The following is a 16,456-nucleotide window of genomic DNA, read 5'->3' on the forward strand; positions in this document are numbered from 1 at the left end:
AAAATCAAAAAAAATTTTAGTAACCAGCTTAGCAACTGCAACACTGGGACTCATTTCACTTACAGATACAACTGGAGCCTTTCCTTTTTCGGCTCAGCATGTTTCTGCTCAAGAAAAGGATGTTTCTAAAAACGGTAAGGTTGTAAAAGAGAATACAACTTCGGCGCCAAATCAAGCTGAGAAACCGAAAACACCAGCTCAAAACCCTGCTGAGAAACCAAAAACACCAGCGCCGAAACCAGAGTCAAAGCCAGCACCAAAACCAGCGCCGAAACCCGCTGAGAAACCGAAAACACCAGCTCAAAAACCTGCTGAGAAACCTAAAAATACAAGTCCTAAAGAGGATAAGTCCAAATCTACAGCTCAGTCTGGTTGGGTAGGCTCATCGTACTATGAAAATGGTACTAAAGTTACTAATAAGTGGATTTTTGATAAAAAAGCTAATTCTTATTTCTATCTAAATGCTTCGGGAAACTATGTCCAAAATGCTTGGGTAGGCAATTACTATCTTAAATCAGATGGTAAAATGGCTAAGAGTGAATGGATTTATGATAAAAATTATGGATCCTATTATTATCTAACAGCAGAAGGTAACTACGCTCGTAATACATGGGTAGGCAATTATTATCTTAAATCAGATGGTAAGATGGCTAAAGGTGAGTGGGTTTATGATAAGAACTATGGTTCATACTACTACCTAACGGCAGAAGGTAGTTATGCTCGTAATGCTTGGTCAGGCAACTACTATTTGAAATCAAATGGTAAGATGGCTAAAGGTGAGTGGATTTATGATAAGAACTATGGTTCATATTACTATCTAACATCAGAAGGTAGCTATGCTCGCAATGCTTGGTCAGGCAATTACTATTTGAAGTCAAATGGTAAGATGGCTAAGAGTGAGTGGGTTTATGATAAGAACTATGGTTCGTACTACTACTTGACTTCAGAGGGAAGTTACGCTCGTAGTACTTGGGTAGGAAATTACTATCTTAAATCAAACGGTAAGATGGCTAAAAGTGAATGGGTAGATGGTGGTCGTTACTATGTAGGAGCTAATGGATTATGGGAAACCAAATCATCAACCAATAGTGAATATTCTGCTGCTTTAGAAAAGGCAAAGAGTTATAACTCGCTATTCCATATGTCAAAAAAACGTATGTATAGACAATTAACTTCTCAATTTGATAAATTTTCAAATGATGCAGCTCAATATGCTATTGATCATCTAAAAGCTGATTATAAATATAATGCATTGTTTAATGCTAAGAACTATAGAAAATTATTTAATATGTCTAAATCTGGTCTTTTCAATCAATTGACCTCTTATATAGATGGCTTTACAGAAGAAGAAGCTAATTATGCAATTCAACATCTTGACGACTAATTATTTAGAATAACTATTTTAACACTGATTGACAAGTCAAGTGTAACAAAGTTGTTCCTCTAATTAAGAGAGTATCTTTAAAGCTGTTTGAGTGAGCTCAAACAGCTTTTTTTGCGGACTATAGCCAAGTTCAAAATAGAAGGTTCTCCTATTGTCTTTCCACTCAGAACAGAATGGATTTTCCAATTTCAAAAAGGGGTTGGAGTTTATAGGTGTGAACAAAGGCATCTATGCTATGTCCCGTTGGTTTCTCTCCCATTACTTCTGTAAATTCTTTCAGAAAGTCGTCCGATAAACGATCTAGTTTCAAATAATAGCTGGCTTCTCTAGCATACTGATAACGGTTATGGGTAGCATCTGCATAATGGTGTAGGTAATAGATATTCTGCCCATTGACCTATTTCACTTGTGTTATGGAACCACGATTCATTTTACGAGTAATAGTAGAGCAGTTTCCCCCAGTCTACGAGCAAACTCAGCAGGTTTGAGTCCTACGTTTAAATAAGCTTCAATTTCTAGTCGCTCAGCTTCAGATAAGTGCTTGTATGAGAATAATTAGTGGACATGTTCATCTTCCTTTATACTGTTTTTCGCAACTCTAGTATATCAGATGAACATGTCTTTTGTGTTGCACTTCATTTTAAAATAGGGCTTTCATAAATAGTTATTATTTGAGTGTAAAAAAATTAAGTATATGGTATACTATAGGTATAAATCATTAAAAACAACGGAGATTTTTATGAAAAAATCAAAAAAAATTTTAGTAACCAGCTTAGCAACTGCAACACTGGGACTCATTTCACTTACAGATACAACTGGAGACTTTCCTTTTTCGGCTCAGCATGTTTCTGCTCAAGAAAAGGATGCATCTAAAAATGGTAAGGTTGTAAAAGAGAATACAACTTCGGCGTCAAATCAAGCTGAGAAATCAAAAACACCAGCGCCAAAGCCCGCTGAGAAACCGAAAACGTCAGCACCAAAACCCGCTGAGAAACCGAAAACGTCAGCGCCGAAACCCGCTGAGAAACCGAAAACGCCAGCTCAAAAACCAGCTGAGAAACCTAAAAATACAAGTCCTAAAGAGGATAAGTCCAAATCTACAGCTCAGTCTGGTTGGGTAGGCTCATCGTACTATGAAAATGGTGCTAAAGTTACTAATAAGTGGATTTTTGATAAAAAAGCTAATTCTTATTTCTATCTAAACTCTTCGGGAAACTATGTCCAAAATGCTTGGGTAGGCAATTACTATCTCAAATCAGATGGAAAGATGGCCAAGAATGAATGGATTTATGATAAAAACTATGGGTCATACTATTATCTAACAGGAGAAGGCAGCTACGCTCGTAATACATGGGTAGGTAATTACTATCTCAAATCAAATGGGAAGAGAGCTAAAAATGAATGGATTTATGACAATAACTATGGGTCATACTATTATTTAACAGGAGAAGGCAGCTACGCTCGCAACACATGGGTAGGCAATTACTATCTTAAATCAGATGGTAAGATGGCTAAAGCTGAGTGGATTTATGACAATAACTATGGGTCATACTATTATTTAACAGGAGAAGGCAGCTACGCTCGCAACAAATGGGTAGGTAATTACTATCTAAAATCAGATGGTAAGATGGCCAAAAATGAATGGGTAGATGGTGGTCGTTATTATGTAGGATACGATGGTGTGTGGCAACCAAAACCAGCACCAAAACCCGCTGAGAAACCGAAAACGCCAGCACAAAAACCTGCTGAGAAACCAAAAACACCAGCACAAAAACCTGCTGAGAAACCAAAAACACCAGCATCAAAACCGACTGAAAAAGCTAAAGAAACAACTCCTAAACAGGATAAATCACAATCTAAAGTTCAGTCTGGCTGGGTAGGAAATTACTACCTCAAATCAGATGGAAAGAGAGCTAAAAATGAATGGGTAGATGGTGGTCGTTATTATGTTGATTCTGATGGAAAAAAGGTTAAAAGTGACTGGATTTATGATAAAAACTATGGATCCTATTATTATCTCACAGCAGAAGGCAGCTACGCTCGCAACAAATGGGTAGGAAATTATTATCTCAAATCAGATGGTAAGATGGCCAAGAATGAATGGGTAGATGGTGGCCGTTACTATGTTAATTCTGAAGGCAAAATGGTAAGGGGTAAATGGGTAGATGGTGGTCGTTACTATGTAGGAAACGATGGTGTGCGACAACCAAAACCAGCAGCCGGGAATCCATACTCAGCAGCTTTAAAGACAGCACAAGATTATAATAGGATTCATTTGTCAAAAAAAAGAATTTATGAGATGTTAATTTATGAAGGTTTTAATAGTGACACTGCACAATATGCTATCAATCATTTGCAAGCAGACTATAAGGCGAATGCCTTAGCTCAAGCAAGAGAATACCGAAAGAATGCCAATTTATCAAAGACAGAAATTTATGAGAGGCTAACTTCTCCTTATTTTAGAAAATTTACAAAAGAAGAAGCAGACTATGCCATTCAAAAACTAGATTTAACACCAGAAGGAAGCATTGCCCGCAATAAATGGGTAGGGGACTATTATTATAAATCAGATGGAAAGTTGGCCAAGAATGAATGGGTAGATGGTGGCCGTTACTATGTTAATTCTGAAGGCAAAATGGTAAGGGGTAAATGGGTAGATGGTGGTCGTTACTATGTAGGAAACGATGGTGTACGACAACCAAAACCAGCAGCCGGGAATCCATACTCAGCAGCTTTAAAGACAGCACAAGATTATAATAGGATTCATTTGTCAAAAAAAAGAATTTATGAGATGTTAATTTTTGAAGGTTTTAATAGTGACACTGCACAATATGCTATCAATCATTTGCAAGCAGACTATAAGGCAAATGCCTTAATTCAAGCAAGAGAATACCGAAAGAATGCCCATTTGTCAAAGACAGAAATTTATGAGAGGCTAACTTCTCCTTATTTTAGAAAATTTACAAAAGAAGAAGCAAACTATGCCATTCAACATTTAGGTGACTAATTTTTACAAATAGTGAAGCAAATGAGATGTTTTAATTTTGGCTTGTAGCCTGCAAACCTTTGCACAAAAGAGACGATTTTGTTATACTATATCTGTAAGCATTTTCAATTAAAAAGGAGAAGACGATGAGTCAAAAGATTATTGGGATTGACCTTGGTGGAACTTCTATCAAGTTTGCAATTTTAACTCAAGAGGGAGAAATCCAAGAAAAATGGTCTATTAAGACCAACATTTTGGATGAAGGAAGCCATATTGTAGATGATATGATTGAGTCTATTCAGCATCGTTTGGACTTGCTTGGATTGTCAGCGACGGATTTCCGAGGCATTGGAATGGGATCACCTGGTGTGGTTGACCGTGAAAAAGGGACTGTTATCGGTGCCTACAACCTCAACTGGAAAACCCTTCAACCAATTAAAGAAAAGATTGAAAAAGCCTTGGGGATTCCATTCTTCATCGATAATGATGCCAACGTAGCTGCTCTTGGTGAGCGCTGGATGGGGGCTGGTGAAAACCAACCAGACGTTGTCTTTATGACACTTGGTACAGGTGTTGGTGGCGGTATCGTGGCAGAAGGCAAATTGCTTCACGGTGTTGCTGGTGCAGCAGGTGAGCTTGGCCACATCACTGTTGACTTTGACCAACCAATCGCATGTACTTGTGGTAAAAAAGGCTGTCTTGAGACAGTTGCTTCTGCAACAGGGATTGTCAACTTGACTCGTCGCTATGCAGATGAATACGAAGGCGATGCGACCTTGAAACGCTTGATCGACGACGGTGAAGAAGTAACAGCAAAAACTGTTTTTGACTTGGCTAAAGAAGGGGACGACCTTGCCTTGATCGTTTACCGTAACTTCTCACGTTACTTGGGAATCGCGTGTGCCAACATCGGCTCCATCCTCAACCCTTCAACAATCGTAATCGGTGGTGGGGTGTCAGCTGCGGGAGAATTCCTTCTACAAGGTGTTCAAAAAGTCTATGACGAAAATACCTTCCCACAAGTACGCACAACAACTAAACTAGCTCTTGCAACTCTAGGAAATGACGCTGGAGTTATCGGAGCAGCATCGCTTGTATTGCAATAAGATCATAAAAGGAGAAAAACACTACTTTAAAGCCAGTGATTTTCCTCCTTTCTTTTTTTATGCTATACTAGTTAGGACAATAAATGAGGTGAGAGTAAATGACAAAAGCTGATACGATTTTTAAAGAAAATATAGAACGAATTCTTAAGGAAGGTGTCTTTTCTGAGCAGGCACGTCCTAAGTATAAGGATGGGACAGTTGCCAATTCTAAGTACGTAACGGGTGCCTTTGCGGAGTATGATTTGGCCAAATGGGAATTTCCCATCACAACCTTGCGTCCCATTGCAATCAAATCCGCTATCAAGGAAGTACTCTGGATCTACCAAGATCAGTCTAATAGCTTAGATGTTCTCAATAACAAGTACGATGTTCACTACTGGAATGACTGGGAAGTGGGAGATACGGGAACTATCGGTGAACGCTATGGGGCGGTCGTTAAGAAACATGATATCATCAATAAGATTCTCAAGCAATTGGAAGCTAATCCTTGGAACCGTCGCAATATCATCTCGCTCTGGGATTATGAGGCTTTTGAGACAACAGATGGTCTTCTTCCATGCGCCTTTCAGACTATGTTTGATGTCCGTCGCGTTGATGGGGACATCTATCTGGATGCGACCTTGACCCAGCGTTCTAACGATATGTTGGTGGCCCACCACATTAACGCTATGCAGTACGTAGCTCTTCAAATGATGATTGCCAAGCATTTTGGCTGGAAGGTTGGGAAGTTCTTCTACTTCATCAACAACCTCCATATCTATGATAATCAGTTTGAACAAGCAGAGGAATTGCTCCGTCGTGAGCCGTCAAACTGCCAACCTCGCTTGGTTTTAAATGTTCCAGATGGGACCAATTTCTTTGACATCAAAGCGGAGGACTTTGAGTTGGTTGACTATGATCCAGTCAAGCCACAGCTGAAGTTTGATTTGGCTATTTAAGAAAATAAAAAGAAGTTGAGAAATCTCAACTTCTTTTGTTGATTAATGTGATACGCGACGGCGAGCTGCTTTTTTGCGGTTTTCTTCGATGAAAGCTGCTTTTTGCTCTTCTGGCTCAATCACTTTCTTTTTAATTGCATATACTGCACCTGCAACGGCAGCGACAGTCCCTGCGACACCTGTTACAAGACCTTTAGCGAATCCTTTAGCCATGAGTCTTCCTCCTTTATCTTCCCGATCAGCCAAACTCCTTAAGTGGTAGCATTTTTCTGACCGACCTTTTTGTGATATAATAATAGTAACGAAAAAATGGGAATTTTTCAAGGAAAAAAGATGAAAACAAAAATAATTGTGATTGTTGGACCGACTGCTGTTGGGAAGACAGCCCTTGCTATTGAAGTGGCCAAGCGCTTTGGTGGAGAGGTGGTCAGTGGTGACAGTCAGCAAGTATACAGAAGGCTAGATATTGGGACGGCCAAGGCTAGCCCAGAGGAACAAGCTGAAGTTCCTCATCATTTGATTGATGTCAGAGAGGTGACCGAGTCTTACTCGGCTTTTGATTTTGTTTCAGAAGCTAAGAAGGCTATTGAGGATATTCAAAGCCGTGGTAAGCTAGCGATTATCGCGGGTGGAACCGGGCTTTATGTCCAGAGCTTGCTGGAAGGCTACCATCTAGGTGGGGAGACACCTCATGAGGAGATATTAGCTTATCGAGCTAGTTTAGAGTCTTATTCAGATGAGGAATTAGCTCATCTGGTGAAGCAAGTAGGCCTTGAGATTCCCCAGTTTAACCGTCGTCGTGCTATGCGTGCCTTGGAGATTGCCCATTTTGGTCAGGATTTGAAAAATCAGGAAACCTTGTATGAACCTCTGATCATCTGCTTGGATGATGAACGCAGTCAGCTTTATGATCGTATCAATCGCCGAGTAGATCTGATGTTTGAGGCTGGTCTTTTGGATGAAGCTAAGTGGCTTTTTGACCATTATCCAGATGTGCAGGCTGCTAAAGGCATTGGCTACAAGGAACTCTTCCCTTATTTTCGAGGAGAGCAAACTCTTGAGGAAGCAAGTGAGAATCTTAAGCAGGCTACCCGTCGTTTTGCCAAGCGCCAGCTGACCTGGTTCCGTAATCGCATGCAGGTCACCTTTTATCAGATTGGAGAGTCTGGTGTGCAAGACCGCATTTTTAGCCAGATAGAGGAGTTTTTAGATGATTGAAACGGAGAAAAAAGAGGAACGGGTCCTGCTGATTGGTGTTGAGCTGCAGGGCATGGACAATTTTGACCTCTCCATGGAAGAGTTGGCTAGTCTGGCTAAGACTGCTGGAGCAGTCGTAGTAGATAGTTACAGACAAAAACGTGAAAAATATGATTCCAAGACTTTTGTTGGCTCTGGTAAGTTGGAAGAAATTGCACTGTTGGTAGATGCGGAAGAAATTACTACTGTCATTGTCAATAATCGCTTGACTCCACGGCAAAATGTCAATCTAGAGGAAGTTCTGGGTGTCAAGGTCATTGACCGTATGCAGTTGATTTTAGATATCTTTGCCATGCGGGCTCGAAGCCATGAAGGGAAACTCCAAGTCCACCTAGCCCAGCTCAAGTATCTCTTGCCTCGCTTGGTTGGTCAGGGGATAATGCTCAGCCGTCAGGCAGGGGGAATTGGTTCCCGTGGACCTGGTGAAAGCCAGCTGGAACTGAACCGTCGTAGTGTTCGCAATCAAATCACGGATATCGAACGCCAGCTCAAGGTGGTTGAGAAAAATCGGGCGACAGTCAGAGAAAAACGCTTGGAGTCAAGCACCTTTAAGATTGGTTTGATTGGCTACACCAATGCTGGTAAATCAACTATCATGAACACCTTGACCAGCAAGACCCAGTATGAAGCAGACGAGCTGTTTGCGACCCTGGATGCGACGACAAAGAGTATCCATCTTGGGGGCAATCTTCAGGTTACCTTGACTGATACGGTTGGGTTTATCCAAGATTTGCCAACAGAATTGGTGTCCAGTTTTAAGTCAACCTTGGAAGAAAGCAAGCATGTGGATCTACTAGTTCATGTCATCGATGCCAGCAATCCTTACCACGAGGAGCATGAGAAAACAGTCCTGTCCATCATGAAAGACTTGGACATGGAGGATATTCCTCGCTTGACTCTTTATAACAAAGCGGATTTGGTGGAGGATTTCACGCCTACTCAAACGCCTTATGCCCTCATTTCTGCCAAGTCTGAGGATAGTCGTGAGCAGTTGCAAGCATTGTTTTTGGAGAAGATCAAGGAGATTTTTGAAGTCTTTACCCTGCGCGTGCCTTTTTCTAAGTCTTACAAAATTCATGATTTAGAAAGTGTAGCGATTCTGGAAGAGCGCGATTATCAAGATGACGGGGAAGTGATTACAGGCTACATTTCTGAGAAAAATAAATGGAGGTTAGAGGAATTTTATGACTGATATTAAAACCTTGGCTCTAAAATATGGAGGCTATACAAGTCTGGATAAGATCTATCTGGATCAGCTTCTAGCTGGCAAAGCAGAGCAGGAGCAGTTAGCTCTCATCACACCTCCTCCGAGTGTAGTCAATGCCTACTTTGCTGAACTCTACCAGAAAAAGAGTCCTGAAGCTGCGACGGATTATTTTTCAAAAGTCAGTCAGGAACTAAATCTCTACAATGTTGAACCAAGTTTCACCTTTGAAAATAAGCCTTTTATTCGTCTGAACCTGTCGGGTAAATCTTTTGGGTTTTGCTATGAGAGTGATGGTCTGGGGCGGATCTTCTCTGAAAATGAAGAGGAAATCTCGGATGACTTGCTTTTTGAGATTGCGCAAATTTTCCCTCATCAACTCGTCTTTGAAGAATCTGGAAAGATTTACATGAAGGATGCCGGAGAAGAGGAAGTTGTTAGTGTGGAGAGTCTCACAGCTTTGACTGATTTGGAAAGCTTAGCGGATGGTCGTAAACGTCTCAAAGGCTACAGCCAAGAGGATTTACTGCAAGAAGCTGTTGCTTTTTCTAGCAAGCGCTATTTCCGATCGGAAAATCGCACAGCCATGTTATATATTGATTAATTAGAAAGTATCGAATGGATATTCAATTTTTAGGAACGGGGGCTGGTCAGCCCTCTAAAGCCCGCAACGTTTCAAGTCTCGCCCTGAAACTCTTGGACGAGATTAACGAAGTTTGGCTCTTTGACTGTGGAGAAGGAACGCAAAATCGCATTCTGGAAACCACGATTCGACCACGGAAGGTCAGCAAAATCTTTATCACACACTTGCATGGAGACCATATCTTTGGTTTGCCAGGATTTCTCTCTAGTCGTGCCTTTCAAGCCAATGAAGAGCAGACGGATTTGGAAATCTATGGACCGCAAGGGATCAAGTCCTTTGTCTTAACTAGTTTACGTGTGTCAGGTTCTCGTCTGCCTTACCGCATTCATTTCCATGAGTTTGATCAAGATTCTCTAGGGAAAATCCTTGAAACCGATAAATTCACTGTGTATGCAGAGGAGCTGGATCACACTATTTTCTGTGTTGGCTATCGTGTCATGCAAAAGGACTTAGAAGGTACCTTGGATGCTGAGAAGCTCAAGGCTGCTGGTGTCCCATTTGGTCCGCTTTTTGGAAAGATCAAAAACGGCCAGGACGTTGTTCTCGAAGATGGAACTGAAATCAAGGCAGCAGACTATATCTCAGCTCCCCGTCCAGGTAAGATTATCACCATTCTGGGTGACACCCGTAAAACCAATGCTAGTGTGCGTTTAGCTGTCAATGCCGATGTCCTTGTCCATGAGTCGACTTATGGCAAGGGAGATGAAAAAATTGCTCGCAATCACGGTCACTCAACCAACATGCAGGCTGCACAAGTAGCGGAAGAAGCAGGAGTCAAACGCCTCTTGCTCAACCATATCAGTGCCCGTTTCCTTTCAAAAGATATCAGCCAGCTTAAGAAAGATGCAGCTAGTATTTTTGAGAATGTCCATGTGGTTAAAGACTTGGAAGAAGTGGAAATTTAAGTGCCACAGAAAGGAAGAAACATGCGAACCATTCTCATTACAGGTGCTAGCGGGGGTCTAGCCCAAGAAATGGTCAAACTTTTGCCAGATGACCAACTCATCTTACTAGGTAGAAATAAGGAAAAATTAGCTCAGCTCTACGGAAATCATTCTCACACAGAATTAGTTGAGATTGATATTACTGATGCTTCAGCCCTAGAAACTCTGGTAGCAGACGTCTATCTTCGCTATGGAAAGATTGATGTCTTGATTAACAATGCTGGTTACGGAATTTTTGAAGAATTTGACAAGATTTCTGACAAAGACATTCACCAGATGTTCGAGGTCAATACCTTTGCCTTGATGAACCTGTCTCGTCTTATTGCTCGTCATATGAAGAAGAGCCGAAAAGGGCATATCATCAATATCGTTAGCATGGCAGGCTTGATGGCTACAGGGAAATCCAGTCTCTACTCAGCGACTAAGTTTGCGGATATTGGTTTTTCCAATGCTCTACGCCTTGAACTGATGCCCTATGGTGTCTATGTGACGACTGTTAATCCAGGACCAATCCGAACAAGATTTTTTGACCAAGCAGACCCAGATGGGAGCTACCTCAAGTCGGTTGACCGATTCCTCTTAGAACCAGATGCGGTTGCTAAAAAGATTGTCAAAACCACAGGGAAAAATAAACGAGAACTCAATCTTCCTTTTTTACTCAATTTAGCTCACATATTTTATACTATCTTTCCCAAGCTAGCTGATAAGTTGGCAGGGGAGACTTTTAATTATAAGTAAAAAAGTTCCTTATAAAAGGAACTTTATGACTTGTCTTTTAATGTTAGCATTTAAGGTTGTCTATTGGCGCTACTTGCTTCCTTGTTGGTAAAGTTTTTGTCTTTTAGGGCAAAAATCATGGCTATTGTTATCATTAAAGCAAACCAAAAGGCAGGAATGAGAATAGGAGAAAGCATTTCACGAAGGGTTGGTGCAATAGCGCTGAGTATCCGACTAAGGAGAATACCTGTTAAGGGAGTTGTTAGGGCAAACCAGCTCGGGTAAGCCGTTTTCTTACTCAAAACGAGGATAACAATAAATAGGAGAAGTACAGCCATAAGTACGAAATAAATAAGCAGAAAGTTATTTTTCACTATTGAAAAGCTTTCTAGTAATTTTGCAATATCGGCAGAGGGATTTTGGGCATACAGCCGCGAAGTGGCAGCAAAATAGAAATAGCTGGTGTGGAGGAAAACACAGACAGTCATGAGAATCCAAGCTCCTACTATTCCTAGCCATTTTTGTCTCAGGCCGATAGAGAGGATATAGACGCCCATTCCTAAAAGCGGGAAAAGAAGTAAGGCATAGCCTGCAAAATCAACTTTCCAAGCTGATAAATCAGGCATGTGCTGCCAAAATCCCTTCCCAAAACCATCAGAGATAGCAATCAATATATCTGCAACATAAATCAGCCAGCTTCCTAAAATAGACCAGGGAGCCCAGCGACGGATCGTTTTTTGAGTCATAAGCGCCTCCTTTAGACTTGTGTTGCTAATATTATACCAAAGGTTTGTTACGGAAACAAGGCTCGAAATGCCTAGAGGCTATAAAATGGTGTCTGCTTTCTATGTAAGGGGATGAAATGATTTCAGAAAGTGTGAGAAATGTTTGATTGAATTAAAGTAATCTAGTCTAGACAGGCTAGAATTTTGCTAGCTATTTAGAAAAAAATCAAAATACTACTTGCTATTTTCCAAAAGACATGTTACAATCTATTTAGAAAGAAATCTAATTACTTTGCTTTTGGTCTTTCGATGATTGACCAGATAATTTTTGAGAAGTATTTAGAAAAAATTCTAAACGCTATCTACCGACTAGATGCTTGCCTTCATAAGGCAGCAAGAAGGAGGAGAAAATGATGAAAGCAAGAAGTTCCATTCTACTGACAGTCTCAGGTTTGGTGACGGGTTTGTCCATTTGGCTGGCTGTTTTTTCATGGGTGCTCTATAAAAATAGAGACGAGCTAGAAAAAATATCCAATCAAAAACATGTTTAAAAATCTAGTTTTTCTAGGCTGGATTTTTTAAACCAGAGTATTTAGAAAAAAATCTAAATACTATAGGCTGGTTAAGTGAAGCTTGTTGCTTGTTTTTTGCGGTCATTGTTTAGAAAAATTTCTAAATAGGTAAAGGAGGAAAGATGAAAAGAGGACTACTCATGGTGCTTGTGGGCTTGCTGGCTATTTTATATGTCTGCTGGGCAATCCCGTATTGGATCGTTTTCAAAATTAGACGAAAATTGGAAGGAAAAGTTAAATGTTGAAAGAAATTTTACGGAAATACCGCGCTTCTTATCTGGGTGCGACTATCTTTAGCATTGGAGCAACGATTTTTATCACTTTGTTTTCTTTGCAGCTGGGAGTCGTTGTGGACAGTGCGCAGAAGGCTCATTCTAACTTGCTTGGACAATTCTTTATCTGCCTTTTTTGCACCTGTGCTTGGTCTTTTTGCAGCTTGCTGGCTATTTGGTTCAAGAACAATCATAATAAGCAAGTCTTGGAAGAAGTGAAAACGAGGCTTTTCCATTCTTTTTATGACAAGGATTTGCATGACAAGGCTTCCGAGCAGGAAAACAGCTATCTCAACACAATGACCAAGAATATGGATATTTACCAAGAGAATTACTTGACCCCACGCTGTGATATTGTGGCTGCCTTTTTCTCGGTTTTTATCAGTACGCTGGCTATCTTCTGGATTGAGTGGCGAATGGCTCTGGGCTTTATCCTCATCTCTATCTTGACTATGGCGACGTCGCAAATTCCGGGGTTCTTGATGAGAAAAGCGACGGCGAATTTTACCCAGAAAAGCAATCATTTCTTGAAGCAAGTCACCAATTTTTTGGAAGGGTTTGAGCAAATCAAACTTTTGCAAATCCAAAAAAGGGTGGTTGAGCACTTGTCTAGCAGTAACAGCGATTTTGAGCAAGCCAGAAAAAGTTACAATGTGGCAAAAGAAGGCTCTGTGAATCTGATGATGTTCTTTAGCTTTCTGTCTCAGATATTTTGTATGTCTCTGGGGATTTGGTTTGTCAGTCAAGGCTCACTGACGATTGGGGCTTTGATTGCCAGTCTTCAGCTTTTGAACTTTGTCTTCACTCCTTTGCAGCTTTTTATCAATAACAAAAATCTCATGAGCACTGTTAAGGATATTGAGAATGATTTTGATGCTAAGTTGGCTAAGAAAGAAGCGGAGCCCGCTCAAAATCTGACAGAAACGATTGAGCGGATTGATTTTGAACATCTCGGTCTGGAGTTGGGCGACAAGGCTCTCTTTCAGGATTTTTCTTATCAGTTTGCCAAGGACAAGCACTATGCCATTATCGGCGAGTCTGGTCGGGGCAAGTCGACCTTGATGAAGCTCTTGCTTAATTATTTTGATAAGAAGAACTACGCTGGTCAAATCATGGTCAATGGTCAAGCGGTCAGCCAGCTAGCAAGCGACAGCCTTTATCAGAAAATCGCCTTTATCCAAAAGAATGACTTTTTTATCGAGGGAAGTGTGGCGGACAATATCGCGCTATACAGAGATATAAATGCACCTGACCAAACTTCCTTGTACCAAAGTCTGCATTTTAATGAGGCTTTCTTGAGCAAGAAGCTGGACTTGGAGCGGCAGGAAGTTTCCTATGGCGAAAAGCAGCGGATTGATTTGGCGCGCTTCTTGGTCAAGGATTATGATGTGCTGATTTTTGATGAGCCGACTAGCAATCTTGATCCCAACTTGGCAGCGGAAGTCATGGACTATATCTTGTCGATTAAAGACCGCATTGTTATCGTTATTACCCACAATCAAGGTCGGGCTCTTTTAGACCGCTTTGATGACTGTCTGGAATTATAAATTGGAGGAAAAAAATGAAATTAAAATGGAAAGAACTCATCGCAAGCCTTATCGCTATTTGGCTACCACTTATCTACGCTTTGTCAATCTATGCAGACCTACCTCAGCTAATCAGAGGGCATTTGCCCTATAGCGGTCTAGGCATGCCCAAGCAAATCTTTATCTGGTTTTTGCCAGTTCTCTTGAGTGTAATTCAACTGATTGTTTGCTACACGACGACTATTAAAGAGATTATCGACAAGCAATTTGTCCATTTCCTTTACTGGCTGGTTCCCTTTATCAATACCGTAGTTTATATCAGTGTTCTTCTTTATGGGCTCAATCCAGCTTTTCCGGTATTTAAGGTCAATGGGATTATGTCGGCAATTATCCTTAATGCTGTCAGCTACTTTCTCACAAGAAAGTTAGTGGCAGATCAAGAGCCTGCACCACGCGTCTTAGCTTATGTCTTCAGTGGCATCAGCTCAATCCTTTTTCTTGTGAGCCTCTTTCTCTTTTAAAAATGTCTGACACGAAAGGAGAAAATCATGTTTCATATTTTCGGTTTTGTTAAAATCCTGTTATTCTTTATCTTTGGCTGGTTGTGGCTGCTTCTCGGTCTACTCAGTTTGCTCTTTCTTTTTCCTTTTTAAGTGAAGGAAATATAGAAAATAATGATTGGTGATCATCATGAAATCACCATTTTTGAAAAGCGCTGTGGCGCTAGTAACGTGAGGCTTGCTCGCTTTTGGAGCGGACCACGCTAGCGACCAGCAAAAGTTACCGGGACGCATTATGACCAAATTGGTCAAAAGATTGAAGACTATTAGAAAGAACTCGAAAGAACCGGTGCTGGACTGTAAACGACGGTCTTTGACAAGGACGGCAACACTCTTTACCAAAATAATTTTGGCTATATGAACAAGGAGAAAAAGCTAGCTGTAGACGATAGCTCGGCTTTCGAGTGGGGCTCAACGACCAAAATCACGGTTTGGGTCAGTATCATGCAGTTTTGGGAAGAAGGAAAAATCGACCTGAAAACAGACATAAAAGAGTATCTGCCCAAGGATTTTTTGACAAATCTCAAGTACGACAAGCCCATCACCATGCTTGACCTCATGGACTACCAAGCGGGTTTTAGTGTTTAGCTAAGCCCTCCTTGTCTTTTATCCTCAAAAACAGTATAATGGAAAAAAGAATTTGAAAGTTTTCTAAATAGTTTTAGGAGGATTGCTGGCAGAAAATCTTGGTCATTTGGGTGGGGCACTTCATGGCACTTTGCTTGTCTACATTGGGGTCTTGATTTATGTAAAACGAGGAACTTTATTTTTCCTCAGCCGGAAATATGTCATCAATCCATTTTTAAGAGGTATCAAAATTGGGAATTAGTGAAACCATGAAAGCCCTAGCCGATCCAGTTCGGCGGGAAATATTAGAAATACTAAAAAAAGGTCCCAAGTCGGCTGGCGAGATCGCTCAAGTCTTTGATTTGACGGGAGCGACGGTGTCTTATCATTTGTCCCAGCTGAAAAAAGCAGGGCTTATCTATGAAGAACGGCAGAAAAATTACATTTACTACCATTTAGATGCCACGGTTTTTGAGGAAATTTTGGTCTGGATTGCCGCGCTAGGAGGGAAAAATAATGAAAACGAAACTGAGAAATAACCTTAGAGAATTGCCACTGCCTTTCTTGGTTATTTTGCTGTCACTTGCTTATGCCTTATGGATTTATCCTAGTTTGCCAGAGAATATTAGGATCAATTTCATGTCGCCGATTAGCCCGACATTTAAGTATGCACCTAAATTGCTCTTTATCTGGGGTCTGCCAATCTTTATGACTTTGATACAGCTGATTGTTTATGGGGCAATGGCTTACCGAGAAATCACCAAGCCAGCTTTTGCCCGCTTCGTCCTTTGGATTGTTCCTTTGACCCATATTGTTGTCTATCTTTCCATTCTGTTCTATGCTCTTGATTCCCACTTCAACGTTAATAAAATTGCAGTGATTTTTTCGGGGGTGATGTTTCTAATTTCTGGAAATTATATGCCTAAGAAAGTGGTGGTGGAAGAAAAACCAGCGCCGCGTTGGCTAGCCTACTTCTTTATCCTGGCAGGACTGACAGCCGTACTAGTGGGACTCTTTCTTTTGTAAATCAAGTGAAAACAAAGTGCACAGATTGT

Annotated in this window: 15 protein-coding genes and 3 pseudogenes; 15 read left to right on the top strand and 3 right to left on the bottom strand. The window is 40.9% G+C overall.

Annotation, left to right across the window (positions count from 1 at the left end):
• Window positions 1-1,378 (top strand): annotated as a pseudogene (locus ACVC7S_RS02390) (Ltp family lipoprotein); the annotation flags it as partial.
• A 205-nt stretch (window positions 1,379-1,583) separates the two neighbouring features.
• Here the strand turns inward: ACVC7S_RS02390 and ACVC7S_RS02395 are convergent.
• A pseudogene (locus ACVC7S_RS02395) lies at window positions 1,584-1,956 on the bottom strand (helix-turn-helix domain-containing protein); the annotation flags it as partial.
• 167 nt (window positions 1,957-2,123) lie between these two features.
• On the opposite strand from ACVC7S_RS02395, the gene ACVC7S_RS02400 reads away from it, so the two are divergent.
• The 3 genes from ACVC7S_RS02400 to ACVC7S_RS02410 all read left to right on the top strand — a co-directional run bounded on the left by ACVC7S_RS02400 (window position 2,124) and on the right by ACVC7S_RS02410 (window position 6,414).
• Complete coding sequence (locus ACVC7S_RS02400) at window positions 2,124-4,391, top strand: Ltp family lipoprotein (RefSeq protein WP_447266046.1); 2,268 nt, start codon at window positions 2,124-2,126, stop codon at window positions 4,389-4,391.
• A gap of 125 nt (window positions 4,392-4,516) precedes the next feature.
• The gene (locus ACVC7S_RS02405) at window positions 4,517-5,476 is read left to right on the top strand and encodes an ROK family glucokinase (protein ID WP_000078552.1); all 960 of its coding nucleotides are present in this window, start codon (window positions 4,517-4,519) and stop codon (window positions 5,474-5,476) included.
• A gap of 98 nt (window positions 5,477-5,574) precedes the next feature.
• Complete coding sequence (locus ACVC7S_RS02410; protein WP_447266047.1) at window positions 5,575-6,414, top strand: thymidylate synthase; 840 nt, start codon at window positions 5,575-5,577, stop codon at window positions 6,412-6,414.
• Window positions 6,415-6,456: 42 nt separating this feature from the next.
• Here ACVC7S_RS02410 and ACVC7S_RS02415 read toward each other — a convergent pair whose 3' ends face one another.
• A complete protein-coding gene (locus tag ACVC7S_RS02415) occupies window positions 6,457-6,627 on the bottom strand; it encodes a DUF3042 family protein (protein WP_001051782.1) in 171 nt (56 codons plus the stop codon).
• A gap of 120 nt (window positions 6,628-6,747) precedes the next feature.
• Between ACVC7S_RS02415 and miaA the strand changes: the two genes are divergently transcribed.
• From miaA to ACVC7S_RS02440, 5 genes are read left to right on the top strand one after another with little or no spacing between them, the layout of a single operon-like run.
• Window positions 6,748-7,632 (top strand): tRNA (adenosine(37)-N6)-dimethylallyltransferase MiaA, encoded by an 885-nt coding sequence (gene miaA / locus ACVC7S_RS02420; protein WP_447266048.1) that lies wholly within the window; start codon window positions 6,748-6,750, stop codon window positions 7,630-7,632.
• Window positions 7,625-8,863, top strand: coding sequence for a GTPase HflX (gene hflX, locus ACVC7S_RS02425; protein ID WP_447266049.1), 1,239 nt, complete (start codon window positions 7,625-7,627; stop codon window positions 8,861-8,863). The genes miaA and hflX overlap by 8 nt, the downstream gene beginning before the upstream one ends.
• Entirely contained in the window at window positions 8,856-9,479 is a 624-nt protein-coding gene (locus ACVC7S_RS02430; RefSeq protein ID WP_447266050.1) for a cystathionine beta-lyase, read from the top strand. Before hflX ends, ACVC7S_RS02430 begins: the two co-directional genes overlap by 8 nt.
• A gap of 14 nt (window positions 9,480-9,493) precedes the next feature.
• Window positions 9,494-10,423, top strand: coding sequence for a ribonuclease Z (rnz, locus tag ACVC7S_RS02435; RefSeq protein WP_447266051.1), 930 nt, complete (start codon window positions 9,494-9,496; stop codon window positions 10,421-10,423).
• Between the two features lie 21 nt (window positions 10,424-10,444).
• Window positions 10,445-11,200, top strand: a complete 756-nt coding sequence (locus ACVC7S_RS02440; RefSeq protein ID WP_447266052.1) for an SDR family NAD(P)-dependent oxidoreductase — start codon at window positions 10,445-10,447, stop codon at window positions 11,198-11,200.
• Between the two features lie 50 nt (window positions 11,201-11,250).
• Here ACVC7S_RS02440 and ACVC7S_RS02445 read toward each other — a convergent pair whose 3' ends face one another.
• The gene (locus ACVC7S_RS02445; protein WP_447266053.1) at window positions 11,251-11,925 is read right to left on the bottom strand and encodes a DUF6796 family protein; all 675 of its coding nucleotides are present in this window, start codon (window positions 11,923-11,925) and stop codon (window positions 11,251-11,253) included.
• Window positions 11,926-12,314: 389 nt separating this feature from the next.
• Here ACVC7S_RS02445 and ACVC7S_RS02450 point away from each other — a divergent pair, with 389 nt between their 5' ends.
• From ACVC7S_RS02450 to ACVC7S_RS02475, 6 genes and pseudogenes are all read left to right on the top strand, one after another.
• A complete protein-coding gene (locus ACVC7S_RS02450; RefSeq protein WP_447266054.1) occupies window positions 12,315-12,455 on the top strand; it encodes a hypothetical protein in 141 nt (46 codons plus the stop codon).
• A 259-nt stretch (window positions 12,456-12,714) separates the two neighbouring features.
• Window positions 12,715-14,295: an ATP-binding cassette domain-containing protein gene (locus ACVC7S_RS02455; protein ID WP_447266055.1), complete on the top strand. Its 1,581-nt coding sequence runs from the start codon at window positions 12,715-12,717 to the stop codon at window positions 14,293-14,295.
• 14 nt (window positions 14,296-14,309) lie between these two features.
• Entirely contained in the window at window positions 14,310-14,795 is a 486-nt protein-coding gene (locus ACVC7S_RS02460; protein ID WP_447266056.1) for a hypothetical protein, read from the top strand.
• Window positions 14,796-15,012: 217 nt separating this feature from the next.
• Window positions 15,013-15,413, top strand: a pseudogene (locus tag ACVC7S_RS02465) (serine hydrolase domain-containing protein); the annotation flags it as partial.
• Window positions 15,414-15,652: 239 nt separating this feature from the next.
• Window positions 15,653-15,940 (top strand): autorepressor SdpR family transcription factor, encoded by a 288-nt coding sequence (locus ACVC7S_RS02470; RefSeq protein ID WP_002897962.1) that lies wholly within the window; start codon window positions 15,653-15,655, stop codon window positions 15,938-15,940.
• The gene (locus ACVC7S_RS02475) at window positions 15,918-16,427 is read left to right on the top strand and encodes a hypothetical protein (RefSeq protein ID WP_447266057.1); all 510 of its coding nucleotides are present in this window, start codon (window positions 15,918-15,920) and stop codon (window positions 16,425-16,427) included. Before ACVC7S_RS02470 ends, ACVC7S_RS02475 begins: the two co-directional genes overlap by 23 nt.
• The last annotated feature ends 29 nt before the right edge of the window (window positions 16,428-16,456 follow it).

The organism is Streptococcus sp. Z556 (genome assembly GCF_053010225.1).

Bases quoted from the DNA above. Each gene is read 5' to 3' on its own strand.
- ACVC7S_RS02440 (WP_447266052.1), top strand. From the start codon at position 10,445: ATGCGAACCATTCTCATTACAGGTGCTAGCGGGGGTCTAGCCCAAGAA.
- ACVC7S_RS02415 (WP_001051782.1), bottom strand. From the start codon at position 6,627: ATGGCTAAAGGATTCGCTAAAGGTCTTGTAACAGGTGTCGCAGGGACT.
- ACVC7S_RS02445 (WP_447266053.1), bottom strand. From the start codon at position 11,925: ATGACTCAAAAAACGATCCGTCGCTGGGCTCCCTGGTCTATTTTAGGA.
- ACVC7S_RS02410 (WP_447266047.1), top strand. From the start codon at position 5,575: ATGACAAAAGCTGATACGATTTTTAAAGAAAATATAGAACGAATTCTT.
- miaA (WP_447266048.1), top strand. From the start codon at position 6,748: ATGAAAACAAAAATAATTGTGATTGTTGGACCGACTGCTGTTGGGAAG.
- ACVC7S_RS02405 (WP_000078552.1), top strand. From the start codon at position 4,517: ATGAGTCAAAAGATTATTGGGATTGACCTTGGTGGAACTTCTATCAAG.
- ACVC7S_RS02450 (WP_447266054.1), top strand. From the start codon at position 12,315: ATGATGAAAGCAAGAAGTTCCATTCTACTGACAGTCTCAGGTTTGGTG.
- ACVC7S_RS02400 (WP_447266046.1), top strand. From the start codon at position 2,124: ATGAAAAAATCAAAAAAAATTTTAGTAACCAGCTTAGCAACTGCAACA.
- rnz (WP_447266051.1), top strand. From the start codon at position 9,494: ATGGATATTCAATTTTTAGGAACGGGGGCTGGTCAGCCCTCTAAAGCC.
- ACVC7S_RS02460 (WP_447266056.1), top strand. From the start codon at position 14,310: ATGAAATTAAAATGGAAAGAACTCATCGCAAGCCTTATCGCTATTTGG.
- ACVC7S_RS02430 (WP_447266050.1), top strand. From the start codon at position 8,856: ATGACTGATATTAAAACCTTGGCTCTAAAATATGGAGGCTATACAAGT.
- ACVC7S_RS02455 (WP_447266055.1), top strand. From the start codon at position 12,715: ATGTTGAAAGAAATTTTACGGAAATACCGCGCTTCTTATCTGGGTGCG.
- hflX (WP_447266049.1), top strand. From the start codon at position 7,625: ATGATTGAAACGGAGAAAAAAGAGGAACGGGTCCTGCTGATTGGTGTT.
- ACVC7S_RS02475 (WP_447266057.1), top strand. From the start codon at position 15,918: ATGAAAACGAAACTGAGAAATAACCTTAGAGAATTGCCACTGCCTTTC.